The 15,908-nt window shown below is 65.8% G+C and carries 10 protein-coding genes; 7 read left to right on the top strand and 3 right to left on the bottom strand.

Going from position 1 to position 15,908, the window contains the following annotated elements; genetic code table 11:
- Positions 1 to 20: 20 nt before the first annotated feature.
- Positions 21 to 683: a DNA protection during starvation protein gene (gene dps, locus LDB05_RS07085; protein ID WP_226007218.1), complete on the top strand. Its 663-nt coding sequence runs from the start codon at positions 21 to 23 to the stop codon at positions 681 to 683.
- A 123-nt stretch (positions 684 to 806) separates the two neighbouring features.
- Complete coding sequence (locus LDB05_RS07080) at positions 807 to 1,301, top strand: SRPBCC family protein (protein ID WP_226007882.1); 495 nt, start codon at positions 807 to 809, stop codon at positions 1,299 to 1,301.
- Between the two features lie 42 nt (positions 1,302 to 1,343).
- Here LDB05_RS07080 and LDB05_RS07075 read toward each other — a convergent pair whose 3' ends face one another.
- Positions 1,344 to 2,003, bottom strand: a complete 660-nt coding sequence (locus LDB05_RS07075; RefSeq protein ID WP_226007217.1) for an HAD family hydrolase — start codon at positions 2,001 to 2,003, stop codon at positions 1,344 to 1,346.
- 180 nt (positions 2,004 to 2,183) lie between these two features.
- On the opposite strand from LDB05_RS07075, the gene LDB05_RS07070 reads away from it, so the two are divergent.
- Both LDB05_RS07070 and LDB05_RS07065 read left to right on the top strand, forming a co-directional pair.
- Positions 2,184 to 3,740 carry an HTTM domain-containing protein gene (locus LDB05_RS07070; protein ID WP_226007216.1) on the top strand — a complete coding sequence of 519 codons (1,557 nt, stop codon included), beginning with the start codon at positions 2,184 to 2,186 and terminating at the stop codon, positions 3,738 to 3,740.
- A gap of 201 nt (positions 3,741 to 3,941) precedes the next feature.
- Positions 3,942 to 4,532, top strand: coding sequence for a DUF6735 family protein (locus LDB05_RS07065; protein WP_226007215.1), 591 nt, complete (start codon positions 3,942 to 3,944; stop codon positions 4,530 to 4,532).
- Between the two features lie 39 nt (positions 4,533 to 4,571).
- Here LDB05_RS07065 and LDB05_RS07060 read toward each other — a convergent pair whose 3' ends face one another.
- Positions 4,572 to 6,347, bottom strand: coding sequence for a MutS-related protein (locus LDB05_RS07060; RefSeq protein WP_226007214.1), 1,776 nt, complete (start codon positions 6,345 to 6,347; stop codon positions 4,572 to 4,574).
- Between the two features lie 397 nt (positions 6,348 to 6,744).
- Here LDB05_RS07060 and purF point away from each other — a divergent pair, with 397 nt between their 5' ends.
- Positions 6,745 to 8,217, top strand: coding sequence for an amidophosphoribosyltransferase (gene purF / locus LDB05_RS07055; RefSeq protein WP_226007881.1), 1,473 nt, complete (start codon positions 6,745 to 6,747; stop codon positions 8,215 to 8,217).
- 543 nt (positions 8,218 to 8,760) lie between these two features.
- Positions 8,761 to 10,482 (top strand): histidine kinase N-terminal 7TM domain-containing protein, encoded by a 1,722-nt coding sequence (locus LDB05_RS07050; protein ID WP_226007213.1) that lies wholly within the window; start codon positions 8,761 to 8,763, stop codon positions 10,480 to 10,482.
- 453 nt (positions 10,483 to 10,935) lie between these two features.
- Here LDB05_RS07050 and LDB05_RS07045 read toward each other — a convergent pair whose 3' ends face one another.
- Complete coding sequence (locus LDB05_RS07045) at positions 10,936 to 13,998, bottom strand: FAD-binding and (Fe-S)-binding domain-containing protein (RefSeq protein ID WP_226007212.1); 3,063 nt, start codon at positions 13,996 to 13,998, stop codon at positions 10,936 to 10,938.
- A 160-nt stretch (positions 13,999 to 14,158) separates the two neighbouring features.
- Here LDB05_RS07045 and LDB05_RS07040 point away from each other — a divergent pair, with 160 nt between their 5' ends.
- Positions 14,159 to 15,823, top strand: a complete 1,665-nt coding sequence (locus tag LDB05_RS07040) for a sensor histidine kinase (protein WP_226007211.1) — start codon at positions 14,159 to 14,161, stop codon at positions 15,821 to 15,823.
- The last annotated feature ends 85 nt before the right edge of the window (positions 15,824 to 15,908 follow it).

Below are 15,908 nucleotides of genomic sequence, written 5' to 3'. Positions count from 1 at the left end.
TTATGGGAGTGACCCGGTGAATGTCCGACGACAAACCACACGCCGGAGGCAACGTCGATGCAGGGGACACGAGCGAACGGGTCGGAATGGCGGTACTTCGCGAACGCGGGCTCGACCCCGAGGAACTGCGCGAGAAACTGATCGATGCGATCGGCGCCGAGTTCACCACCTATTACTACTACACGAACCTCCGAATGCACCTCGCCGGGCACGAGGATTACAAGGAGATCACCGAGGACGCCCGTCTCGAGGACCGGGCGCACTTCGAACTCGTCGCGCCGCGGGTGTACGAACTCGGCGGCCATCTGCCCAACGACATCCGCGACTTCGCCGACCGGGCGTCCTGTCCGGACGCGGAAGTACCCGTCCCGTACGACGACGAGGGCGGTCGTCTCGACATCACCGACCTCACGGCCGAGGACGTCCTCGAGGTCCTGCTCGAGGCCGAGCGCTGTGCGATTCGGACGTGGTCGGAGATCTGCGACATGACCCACGGGAAGGACCCGCGGACTTACGACATGGCTTCGCGCATCCTGCAGGAGGAGATCGAACACGAGGCGTGGTTCGTCGAACTCCTCTCGATGGAACGGGACGGCGAGATCAACCCCGCCGGCCACTTCGTCCGGGGCGAACCCGGCGACGCGCCGTACTCGACGAACCGCCGGTTCAACGACAGCGCGTGAGCGGCCACCAGCGCTCGGAACCTTCGAACGGACACGTGAGCGTCGGACGCAGGTCGGTCACCGTCGGATCCGGTGCGTCACGATCGGTCACGGCTCCCCGTCCAACGCATGGTATTTGACCACCTGAACCAGGTCGAGGTCTTCGTCGAGATCGATGCACCACCGGCGGTCGTCTGGGAGGCCCTCCTCTCCTTCGACACCTATCCCGAATGGGATCCGATCGGCCGGACGATCGAGGGGGTCGTGGTCGATACCGAAACCCGTCGAAGCAGGGATGTCGCGTCCGAGTTCAGTCGGCTCATCGACGGACCCACGGCCATCACCGTCGAACCACACAGACGGCTCGCCTGGCTCGCTCGACTTGTGGTTCCCTTCGCGCTCGATCGCTACCACGAGTTCCACCTCGAGCCGATCGACGGTGACGGATCCGACGGACCGCAATCCACGTCGGAATCGCGGTCCGAAGACGGTCGGCGGACGCGGTTGCTCCAGCGGGAGACCGTCCGCGGTGCGTTCGTTCCGTTCATGTTCGACGAGGTTCGCGTGGAAGGTGCGTTCATCGAAATGAACGAGGCCATCGCGGCCCGTGCGGAACGACGTGCGAGCGCGACCGCCTGAGCGCGCTCACCGCTGATCTCGAGAGATCGGTCGAATACCCGATCAGACGAACTCGGGAAGCGCCGCCAGCGACTCGATTTCGTGCGTCGGCTCCGCGGAGAGTTCGTAGCCGGTGCGGTGATCGCGACGGATGAACGCCGCGTCGATCCCGGCCGCGTCGGCCGCGGCGATATCGACCCGACTATCGCCCACGAACAGCGGGTTCTCGACCCCGAGGTCCGCGAGCGCCCGCTCGAGGTAGTACGGCCTCGGTTTCTTCCGCTCGATCCCCTCGAGCGTCGGCTCGCGGCCGTACCAGACGTCGAACGCCGCGAGTGCGCAGTGCTCGAGCACGTTGCCGATCGTCTCGTGTTGGTTGTTACTGACGATCGCCGTGGGTACCGACAGCGACTCGAGCGCCGTGACGTCGTCGTAGTGGCGTTTCCGCCCGGTCCGAAGCTCCGCGAGCTGGGCCGCGATCGCGGCGTTTTCGCGGGCAGTCCAGAGCTCGTCGGGATCGATACCGTGGTCGGCCGCGACTCGTCGGAGCGACGGCACGTCGGGGCTGAGAAGCGTATCGACGTCGTCCGGAGACGGATCCACGACGCCGACGGTCTCGAACGCGTCGCGCATGGCGTCGATCAGCACGTCGCGATCAGTCGGCGTCGTCAGCACGCCGTCGTTGTCGAAGATTACTGCATCGTACGTGGTCCGAGCTCCCATGTGGGTCCAGTAGTGGGCGGAGAGGTTTCGGCGTTGTGTCCGCGCTCGAACGGTGCCGCCGTCCGGAACGGTGGCCGCGCGAGTGCTCCACCGACGTCCCGCGCCGATTTCCAGGGCCGGGATTCGGGAGAAAATACTTATATACCGGCTGACAACCGAGGAGCGACTTCGTCCCTCCCCATGACAGCGGCATCATCCGAATCGACGACCGCGACCGACGCTGACGCGTCGAGGCTCGCATCGTTTCGAACGCGTGTTCGGTCGCGTTTCGGGATCGACCCGCGAGCGCTCGCTGCGTTCCGAATCGGACTCGGACTCGTCGTCCTGTTCGATCTGCTTTTCCTCCGGGCTCCGGGTCTGGTGGCGTTCTACACGGACGAGGGTGTCCTCCCCCGATCCACACTCGCGGAGACGACGCCGGTACTCGCCCGGTGGTCGCTCCACGCCCTGTCGGGCTCGGTCTGGATACAGGCCCTGTTGCTCGGGGCGACCGGTGTCCTCGCGGCCTGCGTGCTCGTCGGCTACAGGCACCGACTCGCGGCTCTCGGCACGGCGCTCCTCCTCGCGTCGCTGCACGCGCGCAACCCGTATCTGGTCAACGGAGGGGACACGATTCTCCTCTCGCTGCTCGCTTTCGCGGCACTCCTCCCGCTCGAGATGCGGTGGTCGCTTCGTCCGCGTCGCTCCGGGACCCGGGGTACCAGCGATTCACGTCGTGATGACGACCGCGTCGTTTCGGTCGCGACTGCGATCCTCCTCCTGCACGTCGTCGTCATCTACGCGATCAACGCGATCCTCAAGTTCCAGAGCGAGGCCTGGATGGCCGGCGTCGGAGCTCAGCGGATCTTGCAGCTCGAGGATTTCGTCTATCTGTTGGGGCCGGCGATGGCGGAGGTTCCCGCCGTCCTAGTCGCGATCAACTGGCTCTGGACCGCCACCCTCGCTGCGTCGGTACTGCTCGTGCTCGCGACCGGCTGGCTCCGGACCGCGACGGTCGCTGCGTTCGTCGCGGCACACCTCGGTATGGCGGTCACGATGCGGCTGGGGGCCTTTCCGTTCGTCATGGTCGCGGTCCTGCTCGTCTTCCTCCCGCCGCAGTTCTGGGACCGCGTCGACCGGTACGGTTCGACGGCCGGGCTCGGACAGCGTCTCGAGTCGTTCGTGACGGGTGCACGGATCGACCGGAAGAGAGAGTCCGCGAGCGAAGAGAACGCCGCGGCCGGTGCAGCATCGTCCGGAACGGTACTGTCACCGGGTCTTCGGCGCAGTGTCCGACTCGCTGCGTCTGTGCTCCTCGTCTGTGTTTTCGTCGCCATCGTGGGCTGGCAGGTCGCCGCAGCAGGGCTGGTCGATACGCCGGTTTCGGGAGACGATAGCACGCTGGGAAGTGCGAGCTGGGCCTTCTTCGCGCCGGATCCGCCGGATTCCTACAGCTGGTACGTCGTCGAAGCGACGGACGAGTCCGGGGAATCGACCGATCTCGTCACCGGCGGTCCGGTCACGTTCGACCGACCGCCCAACGCGATGGATCGATACCCGTCGACGCTCTGGAAGCGATACGGGACGAAAGCACAGGGCACGGGCGATCCCGTCCTCGAGTCGGCGGGCGCGTACTTCTGTGACCGCGCACCCGGTGGGATCGAGTCGGTGACCATCTACCGTGTCGAACAACCGGTCGACGCGGACGGTCCAGTCGGGAAGCCGATTCCGCACCAGCGAGTCTCACGCGCGTGCTGACGTGACTCCGACCGATCCCTCGAGAAGCGTGCATGCGATCGGTCGTCGCTGGTCCGTATTTTCGGTCGGAATCGGGCCGGGCTCTTGACCCCGTCCGCAGGTTCAAGTAGGGACGGGCGACCAGAGTCCTCGTGACCCGCGACACGGTACCCCATTCGAGCGTCGGGCGGATCGATTCACGCGATTTCGAGCGGGTGAACGATGGGACATAGAGCGCTCGTCGCCTACGGGCGACCGGATCGGCTCTACGATCTGCGCTACAGTCACTGGGGCGGCGAGGACCTCACACTCGCGACCGAGATCACTGCGGCGACGCCGCTCGCCGGCGGCGCGATCGAGGGCTCCCTGGTAGCGGATTCGATCGCCCGCGATCGGATCCTCTCCAACTATCTCGACCCCTGTGTGTACGAGGCACTGTACCTCGTCGATCCGGCAGCGGACTACGAGGTCGACCCCTACCGGGTCTGTTGGCTGGAGTGGGGTGACGGCCGCGACGGCGGCCGCGGGGCGATCGTTGCGACCCGGCCCGACGACAGCACCGTCGGGCGCTGGTTTCGCGCGACCAAGACCGCCCTGGCCGATATTGTCGAGATGGGGGCGCTCTCGCGACGGGCCGCACAGGCGTATCTCGAGGCGCGCGTGTGCGAGGAGCGAAACGGGATCCTCTATACCTACGAGGAGTCGATCGAAGACGGCGACCCGACGTATACGCCCACACCTGACCGCTGGCTCGAGCGTGACCGTCGGGAGAGCGATGGACCGACGGACGGTATCGACGAATCCGACGAGTAACGGAGAGACGAGTAGCGACGTCGGACCCGGCGCGCGTGCTCACTCGTCGGCCGTCCAGCGGGCGTCCGCGAGCGTCCGCTGGACGACCTCGTTGCCGACCGCTTCCGCCAACGTCTCGAACCCGTCCCGCTCGCCCCGGTCGCCGGCGTTGGCGACGAGTCGGGACACGATGAACTCCGGCGTCGACCGTCCCACGGTACCGAACCGCGGCTGGTAGTCGACGAGCAACTCGAGGTCGGGATTCAGCCCCTCCGCGAAGATGCCGTCGACCCGCGCCTCGGGCGGGAGCGGCTCGAGGTCGTCCGCGAGGTGCGTGACGAACACGCCGAGGGCCTCGCGGTCGACGGAGAGCGTCACGAGGCCGTGTAACAGGTCCGCCGCGCTTCCTGGCTCGGTGATCGCCTCGAACTCGTCGACCAACATTAGCGTGCGCCCGCCCGACGAGAGCGGCGGCACGATCGATCGAAGGGTCGACTCGAGGACGCCCGCGTTGAAACTCGCGTGCCGGCGGTGGAAGACCAGCGAGTCGACGGGCGTGACCTCGGCCCGGTCGGCGGGAACCGGGAGCCCCATGGTGGCCAGCAGGACGACCTGGCATACGGTCTCGAGCAACGTCGTCTTCCCGCCGCTGTTCGCGCCCGTCAGGACGGCGACGCGTTCCTGACCGGGGACCGCGTTTACTCCAGCGGGAACGCTCGTCACGCCGTGCTCGCCGAGCGCGTAGGTGACCGGTTGAACGGATTCGTCGTCGTGCGCTGCGAGCGTGAGATTCCGCGCGTTGACGACGGACACTGCAGCGTCCTCCCCGTCTAGGAAGACGGGCCGTGTACAGTCGTACTCGAGCGCGAAACGAGCCAGCGAGAGGTGCAGGGCGATGTCGTCGACCGCGCTGACGGCTCGGTCGACGGCGTCGCGTGCCTCCGCGAGCGTTTCCTCGAACTCGCTCGCAACGGCTCGCTCGCGTTCGTCGACCGCTTCGGTGAGGTCGCTCCGGAGCGTCCGGAGGGTTCCGCCGACGAAGTCGGTCGCGTCCGTCGCGTCGGTCGGCATCGCGTCCCGAACCCGATCGATCGTCACGCCCGTCTCGGTCAGCAGGCGGTCCTCGAAGGACTGCCGAAATCCCTCGACGTCGCGGACGCCCTCCGAACGGAGGTCCTCGATCAGCGCGAGCACGTTCGCGTCCATGTCCTCGACGGCGCCCAGCGCGTCTCGGAGGCGGTCGAGTTCCTCGTCCGCACCGTCTCGCACCCGTCCGTCGTCGAGCGCCGCCAGCGCGTCGGCCGCGTCCTCGAGCCGGTCCCGCTCGAGGTCCGCGATCGCGGCGAACGGGCCGGAGTCGACGCCGGCCGCGAGCAGTGCGAGCGCGGCCTCGACGGCCGCGTGCTCGCTGCCGTCGCGCTCGTCGTAGCGCTCGTAGGCCTCGAGCACGGCGGTTCGGTCGTCGTCCGCGAGGTCGGCCCAGGCGTCTCGGGCCGCGAGTACGTCGTCGAGGCGAGCGGTCATTTCCTCGCGGCTGTCGAGTGGCGTGAGAACTCGAATTCGATCGGCTGCGCGCTGCGTGACGGTGTGTTCGACCGCGAGATCGAGCAGCTCCTTGTACGCCGACCGGGCGTCACTGGTCGCGAGAATATCCATCCCCGCGCCGCCGGTCGCTCGGCGGAGGATTCGCGTCGCCCGACCGCGGGCGAGCCCGGCGTCGGCCAGCGCCCGCACGTCGCCGCTCTCGATCGCCCGAATCGCCTGCTCTCTTCCGAGTTCGTCGACCAACGTCTCCCGCGTCTTCGGGCCGACCCCCCAGTACTCCTCGAGTCGCATACTCGTCGGATTCGAGGCGACCGTCTTGAACACTGTGTCATCGGTCGCCGAGATCCGGTGCTCGGTGGCGGGACGCCCGATCGGTCTTTCCAGATGTACTCACGTTCGTGGATCCATGCTCGCCTCGCTGGCGCTCCGTCGGCCGTCCGATCGATAGGTGCAGGGCGTCGTCTCCCATCGACGCTCGTTCGAAACGGAGGTGGCTCGTTACTCGAGGAATCGATCGGCCCGCTCACGCGAGCGCTGTCACGCGTTCGCCCGCGATATATGCATGATAGTGGGTAAAAGTCTGGTCAGCGGAGAGTCGAACAGGCACAAACACGGGGCTTTTTATCGTCTCGGTGCCCTACTGACTTCCATGACTGATGGGCGGGGCGAGACTCCCCGGCGAACAGGAATGACCGAAAAGTGCGGCGTCGTCGGCGTCTCACTGGACGGTCGAAACGCGGCACGTCCGTTGTACTATGCGCTCTATGCACTCCAGCATCGCGGCCAGGAATCCGCGGGGATCGTTACCCACGACGGATTCCAACAACACAGCCACGTCGAAATGGGGCTCGTGGGAGACGCCTTCGACGAGGACGATCTCGACACGCTCAACGGATCCGCAGGGATCGGCCACGTCCGGTATCCGACGGCCGGCTCGGTCGACTCCTCCTGCGCACAGCCCTTCTCCGTCTCGTTCAAGAGCGGCTCGCTCGGGCTCTCCCACAACGGCAACCTCGTCAACGCCGACGAGATCCGCGACGAACTCGCCGGCGCGGGACACGCCTTCACCAGCGACGGCGACACCGAGGTCATCGCCCACGACCTCGCGCGGAACCTCCTGGAGGAGGACCTCGTACGGGCCGTCAAACACACGATGGGCCGCATTCACGGCTCCTACTCGCTGACAATCACCCACGACGACACCGTCCTCGGCGTGCGCGATCCGGAAGGGAATCGCCCGCTGTGTATCGGGAAACTCGAGGATGGCTACATCCTCGCCTCGGAGTCGGCCGCGATCGACACGCTCGACGGCGAACTCGTCCGCGACGTTCGACCGGGCGAACTGGTGGTCCTGCAGGACGACGGCGAGGGCTTCGACTCCTACCAACTCGTCGAGAACGAGAACACCGCACACTGCTTCTTCGAACACGTCTACTTCGCGCGACCCGACAGCGTCATCGACGACACGCTCGTCTACGAGGCGCGACGCAACCTCGGACGGAAGCTCTGGGAGGAAAGCGGCGTCGAGACGGACGTCGTGATGCCCGTCCCCGACTCCGGGCGCGCGTTCGCCGCCGGCTATGCGGACGCCGCGAGCGAGACGACCGCCGACGGCGAGCGACGAGCCGCGGACGACGACGGCGTCGAGTTCGCGGAGGGACTAATGAAGAACCGCTACGTCGGCCGCACGTTCATCATGCCGACGCAGGACGAGCGCGAACGCGCGGTGCGGTTGAAGCTCAACCCGATCAAGTCAACGATCGAGGGCAAGACCGTCACCGTCATCGACGACTCGATCGTCCGCGGGACGACCTCGACCCAGCTCGTCCAGCTGCTCAAGGACTGCGGGGCCGAGGAGGTCCACGTCCGCATCGGCGCCCCCGCGATCGTCGCCCCCTGTTACATGGGGATCGACATGGCCACCCGCGAGGAACTGATCGCGTCGGACAAATCCACCGCCGAGATCCGCGACGAGATAGACGCCGACAGCCTCGCCTACCTCTCGACCGACGCCGTCGCCGAGGTCCTCGAGAAGGACCGCATCGATCTCTGTCTGGGCTGCGTGACGGGAGAGTACCCCTACGATATCGACGGCGAGGAAACCGACCGCGACGTCAGTCGTCCCGACACCGTCGGGGAACAGGTCCCCGCGGACGACTGACGAGGTTTCACGCTGTCGTTCGAGGACACGAAGCGTCTTTCGTGATCAAGCGAACGCTTCGCGTTCGCGGACATCGCGAATCCTGGCGGGACGTACGTCCCGCTGACCTCGCATGAGCTTCGCTCCCGCTTAGGGTCGATTCGCTCAGTCACGAGACGGCGAGGTCGTCTCGAACGGCGCCCTATCGCGATCGCGACGATTTGCGACCGCGGTGTCCCTCGGTGAAATCTGCAACGGAGTGCGAAGCGCTCCGTTGGACCAGGTGATACCTTCGAAATCGCTTGCTCAGTTTCGATCAACGTACGCCTCCTTCTCCGCCGCTCGCTTCTCGCGGCGCGTTGCGCCGCGTCTGGCTCCGCTCGCGATTGTAAGCGGTGTCTCCGCGACACTCGAGGATTGAAACCCAGGAATCTCTGACACGATATTTGATACCCCTGTTATGACAATGACTAGTTTTATATTCCAGCTCTTTTTCTGACGGAATCTGGTCCTTCGAAGGCTAGTGGCCACAAATTTTTATAATTCAGACGAACGATTGAGCCTGTGGAATTCACTCCCGACCTCGGCCTGATCGTCTACTTCGTTGCGACGGCGGTCGCTGCCGTCCTCACCGGTGTCGTCTGGCGTCATCGGGAGAAAAGCGGAGCCACCTGGTTAACGGTAGGGTTGGCCGGCGCGGCGTTCTGGGCGGGAACGCTGGTCGTGCGTACCATGGCCAGGGGAGATGCACTGGCGGAGTTCATGGCCCGACTGCTCTACGTCGGTGTCGGACCCAGCGTCCTCGGGACGTTCCTCTTCGTTCTCGCCTACAGCGGGCGGGAACACCTCATTACGCGGAAGACGGTCGCGCTCCTCTCGATCGAGCCGGTGGTGCTCATCCTGTTCGCGTTCGTGAATCCCGGCAACCTGTTTTTCAAATCGTTCGATTACAATTCGAGCGCCGTCGCCGGCATTACATACGAAACTGGAATCGCGTTCGACGTCCACGTCCTCTACTCGTACGGCCTCTCTCTCGCCGGGATGGCGATGATCATCGAGTTACTGTACAACTCACGGGCGCTGTATCGCGGCCAGGCGGGAGCGTTACTCGGAGCCACAATGCTCCCGGTACTGTTGAACGCGATCCACATCTTCGACATTTTTGGCGAGATCCCGTTCGATACGACGCCCGTCGGGTTCATCCTCTCCGGCACGATGTACGCGATTGCGATCGTCCGCTACCGCCTGGTCGACATCGTTCCGATCGCTCGCGACCGCGTCCTGGACAACGTCACTGACGGCGTCTTCGTCGTCGACACGCAAAATCGGCTCATCGACATCAATCCCGTGGCCCGGGAGATGCTCGAGGATATCGACGAATCGCCGATCGGAGCGAGCCTCGACTCGCTGCTCGAGGGGATTCCCGAATTACGCGACGAGTACCACGAACTTACGGAACATCCCGTCGAGACCGACCGCGAACTGGCACTGTTTGGCGGCCACTATCACATCCGGGCAACGCCGATCGAGGACGGGCGCGACCGCCACGCCGGCTGGCTGCTCATCGTTCGCGACATTACCGAACGCAAACGTCGTGAAGCGCAGTTACAGCGCCAGAACGAACGCCTCGAGCGGTTCGCCGACCTCGTCTCTCACGACCTGCGCAATCCGTTGAACGTCGCGGACGGCTACCTCGACCTCGCTCGCGAGGACGAGGATCCCGAGGCGTATCTCGACGAGATCGAACGGTCCCACGAGCGGATGGAGACGATCATCGAGGACGTCCTCGCGCTCGCTCGTGAGGGGGCCGACGTTACCGACCCGGTGCCGGTCTCCCTCACTGACGTCGCGGAGCGGGCGTGGAACGGCGTCGCTACCGGGGAAGCAACGATCGAGATCGACACCGACGGTTCGATCCTCGCCGATCCGAATCGGACCGCGCGAGTGTTCGAGAACCTGTTCCGCAATTCGATCGAGCACGGGACGGAGCCCGGTGACGGGGCCGACCTCGAGATCACGGTTGGAACGCTCGGCGACGCAGCCGACGGATCGGTCGAGGGGTTTTTCGTCGCAGACGACGGGCGGGGCTTTCCCGACGAGGGAACCCGCGTCTTCGAGGAGGGATACACGGCCGACGACGACGGAACGGGATTCGGTCTGAGCATCGTCGAGGAGATCGCGACCGCGCACGGGTGGACGGTCGATGCCACCGAGAGCGAGGCCGGCGGGGCTCGGTTCGAGTTTACGGGCGTCGAGCCCGTCCGAGCGGATCGGGCCGACGCTTGATACTGACCGGACACTCGACTGCAACGTGGGTTCGACGGCCATCGCACGGTACGTAGCTCCCGCGGGATGTTCTCGAGCAGTGCTCGAGCGGTCCTAGCCGTCTTCCCGCTCTCCGAGCGAGACGAGTCACGTCATGGCCACACGATTCTACCGACCGTCCAATCGGGTTCGAGCGACAGTATTGGCCGGAGGGTAGTATTACGTCCCGGCGTCCGTATCGACGATGGCTGACGGAACGGTCAACACCGCGACGATCTACGCTCTCGGCTACTGGGATCGGTAGCGTCGGGACCCCCTCTGACCGTGTGCCGTTCCCTGATCGGCTCGCCGTCGGCCACGTTCCGAATCGTCGAGACCACCCGACGGTCCTCGAGGAGTCCCTTCGAACGGCCGGCATCGAGGACGAGCGAGAATCGTCGGTTTCGCTCGGGATTCGACTCTCCACGGGGCCGACTACGGCTCGAGCCCCCGCGCGAGCAATTCGACGGGATGGGCCGGTCGATCGTAGCCTTCGAAGTCACCGATCTGGGTCCGACAGGAGGTGCCCGGTGCGACGACGGTCGTCTCCTCGTCCGGTTGCGACCGATTGCTCGCTGAATCGCGAGCCCCGCTCGCCTCGAGTTTCTCCCGAAGCAACGAGCCGATCGCCGCCGAGAGGTCGTAGTGGTCGGCCTCGTAGCCGAAGCTGCCGGCCATGCCACAGCAGCCCGAATCGACGGGGTCGACGGCGTATCCCGCTCGCCGGAGCACACCGACTGCGTGGTGGTCCGCGCCGCGAGCCTTCTGGTGGCAGTGGCCGTGGAACGTCAGTTGCGCCTCCGCGGTCGCGGACCGATCGAACGACAGCTCCTCGTCCAGCCGATGTTCGTCGAGGTACTCGCAGACGCCGTACGCGTTCGACGCGAGCGTCTCGACTCGGTCGTCCCCGAGCAACGACCGGTACTCGTCGACGACCATGGCTGCGTCCGAGGGTTCGACGAACAGCACGGACCAGCCCCGGTCGAGGTACGGCTCGAGGTCGTCCAGGAGTGCCCGCCCCTGTTCCGCAGCGTCGTCGAGCATCCCCGTTGAGTACGCCGCCCGCCCGGTTGGACCGAGGTCGGGGATAGTGACGTGGATACCGGTGGCCTCGAGGACTTCGACGGCGGCCTTCCCGAGTTCGGGGTTCGAGTAATTCGTGTCCGTATCGGGGAAGAGGACGACCCCCGCGGTCGCGCTTTCGGGGTCGACCCGGGAGCCTCGCCCCTCGAACCAGTCGACCAGCGACTCCCGCCGAAACGTCGGTAGCGTTCGATCGGCCGCGATCCCGAGGGTCTTCTCGAGCGCGGTCCGCGCACCCGGCAGTTCGGTCGCGCGGTTGGCGACCGGCGCGAGGGTGCTTCCGATCGCGGCCAGCCGGTCGACGTTCGCGAACAGGCGTTCCCGGAGACTCGTCCCCTCGCGGTCGTGGTACTGGTGTTTGACTTCGGCCTTGAGCTTCGCGAGGTCGACTCCGGTGGGACAGTCGCTCTGACAGCCCTTGCAGCCGATACAGAGGTCGAGCACTTCCGCTTGGAACTGCTCGCCGTAGAGTTCCTCGGGGTCGATCTCGCCGCTGATCGCCGCCCGGAGCAGGTTCGCTCGCCCTCGCGTGGTCGCGATCTCTTCCTCGGTCGCTCGGTACGTCGGACACATCACGTCGCCGTCGGTCTGCCGGCAGGTGCCACAGCCGTTACAGAGCTCCACGAGGTGGGAAAATCCGCCCTCGTCGTCGAAATCGAGCGTCGTCTGCGGCTCGAGCGAGGCGTAGTCCGGCCCGTATCGGAGATGCTCGCGAATGTCCGTGGGGTCGTCCTCCCGATACACGACCTTTCCGGGATTCAGCCGCCAGTCGGGATCGAACGCGGACTTGAGGTCCTGAAAGGCTTCCCAGAGGTCGGGGCCGTACAGCTTGGGGTTGAACTCCGTCCGCGCGAGGCCGTCGCCGTGTTCGCCCGAAAAGGAGCCGTTGTGCTCGCGGACGAGGTCGGTGACGTCGTCGGCGATCGCGCGCATCTTCTCGACGTCGTCCCCGTCTTTGAGGTTCAACACCGGCCGGATGTGGAGCGTGCCGACCCCCGCGTGTGCGAAGTAGGCCGCCGTCGTGTCGTGGTTCTCGAGGATCTCCTGAAAGCCCGCGACGTACGCTGCGAGCTCGTCCGGGGGCACGGAGGCGTCTTCGACGAACGGGTACGGCTTCGGGTCGCCCTCCATGCTCATCAACAGCGGGATTGCGGCCTTCCGGAGCTTCCAGAGGCGATCCTGTTTCGCCTGCGAGAACGCTTCGATCGAGCCGAACGCGTTTCCCCCGTCGACCAGCGCGGTCGTCGCGCCCCCGATCGCGTCCGACAGGTCGTCGACGACCTCGGAATCGAACTCGAGCATCAACGCCGCCTCGGTCCCGTCGGGAATGGGCTCCGCGTACTCGGCGTACTCCGCCGACTCCGCGGCGAGCCGGAACACCTCTCGATCCATGAGTTCCACGGCGCTGGCCTCGAGCTCGAGGGCGTCCGGGACCGCGGCCAGCGCCTCGAGCAGGTCGTCGTAACAGTAGACCGCGAGCGCGGTCTCCTCGGGCCGGGTCACGAGGGAGAGCGTGGCCTCGACGACGACGCCGAGGGTGCCTTCCGCTCCGACGAGCAGTTTCGAGAGGTTGATGATCCGAGTACCCTCCTCGCGGGCCTCGCCCGCTCGGCCGTCCGAGGCGGCTGTCACCGCCTCGCTCTCCTCGCCTTCCCGGATCACCTTCTGCAGGTTGTACCCGCTGACGCTCCGTTTGAGGTCCGGATACCGCGACTCGATTTCGTCGGCGTTGTCCTCGACGAGCGCTCGGACCGTCCGGTAGAGTTCGGCCTCGCGATCGTCCTTCGACACGATTCGATCCCACTCGGGGCTGTCGAGGACGATATCTCGAGTTCGAATCAACGAGCCGTCCGCGAGGACGACCGCGCACTCGTCGACGTAGGCGTCCGTGATACCGTAGCGGACCGAGTGAGCGCCGGTCGAGTTGTTCCCGATCCCGCCGCCGATTGTCGCCCGGTTCGAGGAGGCGGGGTCGGGCGCGAAGCGGAGGCCGTGGGGCTCGAGTGCGGCGTCGAGATCGTCCTGTACGACGCCCGGCTGGACGACGGCGGTCCGTTCGTTGGGGTCGATATTCAGGATCCCATCCATGTGGCGCGACAGATCGAGGACGACACAGCCGGGACCGACCGTCTGTCCGGCGAGCGACGAGCCGGCTCCGCGCGGGAGGACCGGCACACCGTGGTCGGCCGCGACGCGCATCGCCGCGCGGACGTCGTCGGTATCCCGCGGAAAGACGACCCCGGCCGGCTGGGCGCTGTAAATGCTGCCGTCCGTCGCGTAGAGGACGCGCGTGTACTCGTCGAACCGCACGTCGCCGTCGACGGCCGCGCGGAGGGCCGCCGGAAGCGAGCGGTCGTCCTCACGTGCCACTGCACCCTCGGCGGAACGAGCGTGGTCCCTGTGCTCAAGTGCCATATGCTATCCCCGGAGTACACGACCAAAACAGTTAGCCGTACTTGCAGCCCTGAACCGAACCCCCATACGGGCGGCCCGACTCCGTCGAATCGAACGTAACGCTCTCGTGCCGATCGAATCGGCCGTAGCCTTTTATGTGTTGTCTCGACGAGTACAGATGATGACTGAGCTCTTCGTCCTGATCGTACTGGCGATAAACGCGCTGTCGCCGCCGATCGCGATCGGGCTCAGTTACATCGTCTGGCAACACCGAGACAATCCGGGCGCTCCGTTTTTGCTCGTCGTGCTTATCGGAACCGTTCTCTGGGGCGGGTCACTGTTGATCTTTTCCGTAACGACCGATCCGAGGATCGGTGCGATCACGCTTCGGACTATGTTCACCTCGGCCTTCGCGACGGTGGGGATGCTCCTGTTCGCACTGGCGTACACTGGCCTCTCCCGACTTCTCACCGCCAAGACGATTGCGCTGGCGGCGTGCTATCCGATTCTCGTTCTCTCGGTGGCGACGATCAACCCGAACGGTATCTTCATCGAGACGTTCGCGGTCGATCCGACGGCTCCCGGCGGGTTCGCACTCGCGTTCGGCCCCGCGTTCTGGTGGCATATCGTGATCTCCTACGTGCTGGGAGCACTCGTCTCAGGACTGTTTCTCGGCTCGTACGCCCACTCACAGAATCGGTATCGCGGACAGTATCTCGTCCTCGCGGTCGGAACGATGGCTCCGATCGTCGCGAACGCGGCTCAGGTGTTCGGCCCGTTCATCGTTGACACCACGCCGATCGGGCTCGTCGTCGCCGGCGTCGCGTACACCTGGGCGTTCAGACGCTACCGGTTCATGGATCTCGTTCCCGTCGCCCGCGATAGGGTGCTCGAGTCCATCGATCACGGCGTGCTCCTGTTCGATCCCGAGAACAGGCTGATCGACGTGAATCGATCCGGACGACGGTTCATCGGCACGGACGACGTGGACCCCATCGGCCTCGAGGCCGAAGACGCCCTCGAGACGGTACCGGAGCTCCGCGACTGGTACGCCGGGGCTACCAGTGAGCGAACCGAACTGACGCTCGACGATCGACACGTCGAAGCGGTAACGCGATCGCTCGAGGGCGTCGACGGTGCTGCCGGCGGAACGCTGCTCCTGCTTCACGACGTCACCGAGCAGAAACGCCAGCAGCGCGTCCTCGAGCGTCGCAACGAACAACTGGACCAGTTCGCGGCAATCGTCAGTCACGACCTCCGTAACCCGCTGAACGTCGCTGACGGCTACGTCGATATCGCTCGGGACACCGGGGACCTCACGGCGCTCGAGGAAGTCGACCGATCCCTCGACCGAATGGACGCGATCATCGACGGGGTACTCACGCTCACCCGGGCGGACGAGGACGCCATCGACCCCGAACCCGTCTCCCTCGCTGGCATCGCTCGGACGGCCTGGGAGACGGTCGATACCGGCGATGCGACGCTCGAGGGGAGGCCCGAGGTGTCCGTCCTGGCGGATCCCGAGCCGCTCACGCGACTGCTCGAGAACCTGTACCGCAACGCCGTCGAACACGGGGGCGACGACGTGTCTGTGCGAGTCGACACGACGCCGACGGGGGACGGGTTCGTCGTCTCGGACGACGGTCCCGGGATTCCCGCTGGTGAACGGGAACGGGTGCTCGAGGGGGGATACACGACCGGTAACGGAACTGGATTGGGGCTGGCGATCGTCGAACAGATCGCGAGCGCCCACGGCTGGGAGGTACGCGTAACCGAGAGTCAGTCGGGCGGTGCTGCCTTCGAGTTCACCGAGATCGAGACGGCAGCGGCTCCCGTTGAGTGCTGATACACGGATCTTACAAGCCAGCGGGTCGACGATCCGGTTACCGGAGACGGTGCGGTCGCTCAGCGGCGATCACTCGAAAAAAACC

The organism is Natrinema salinisoli, assembly GCF_020405205.1.
GTDB classification, from domain to species: Archaea; Halobacteriota; Halobacteria; order Halobacteriales; family Natrialbaceae; genus Natrinema; species Natrinema salinisoli.
This window is presented reverse-complemented; position numbering and strand designations above follow the sequence as displayed.

Bases quoted from the DNA above. Each gene is read 5' to 3' on its own strand.
- dps (WP_226007218.1), top strand. From the start codon at position 21: ATGTCCGACGACAAACCACACGCCGGAGGCAACGTCGATGCAGGGGAC.
- LDB05_RS07075 (WP_226007217.1), bottom strand. From the start codon at position 2,003: ATGGGAGCTCGGACCACGTACGATGCAGTAATCTTCGACAACGACGGC.
- LDB05_RS07070 (WP_226007216.1), top strand. From the start codon at position 2,184: ATGACAGCGGCATCATCCGAATCGACGACCGCGACCGACGCTGACGCG.
- LDB05_RS07065 (WP_226007215.1), top strand. From the start codon at position 3,942: ATGGGACATAGAGCGCTCGTCGCCTACGGGCGACCGGATCGGCTCTAC.
- LDB05_RS07060 (WP_226007214.1), bottom strand. From the start codon at position 6,347: ATGCGACTCGAGGAGTACTGGGGGGTCGGCCCGAAGACGCGGGAGACG.
- purF (WP_226007881.1), top strand. From the start codon at position 6,745: ATGACCGAAAAGTGCGGCGTCGTCGGCGTCTCACTGGACGGTCGAAAC.
- LDB05_RS07045 (WP_226007212.1), bottom strand. From the start codon at position 13,998: ATGGCACTTGAGCACAGGGACCACGCTCGTTCCGCCGAGGGTGCAGTG.
- LDB05_RS07040 (WP_226007211.1), top strand. From the start codon at position 14,159: ATGACTGAGCTCTTCGTCCTGATCGTACTGGCGATAAACGCGCTGTCG.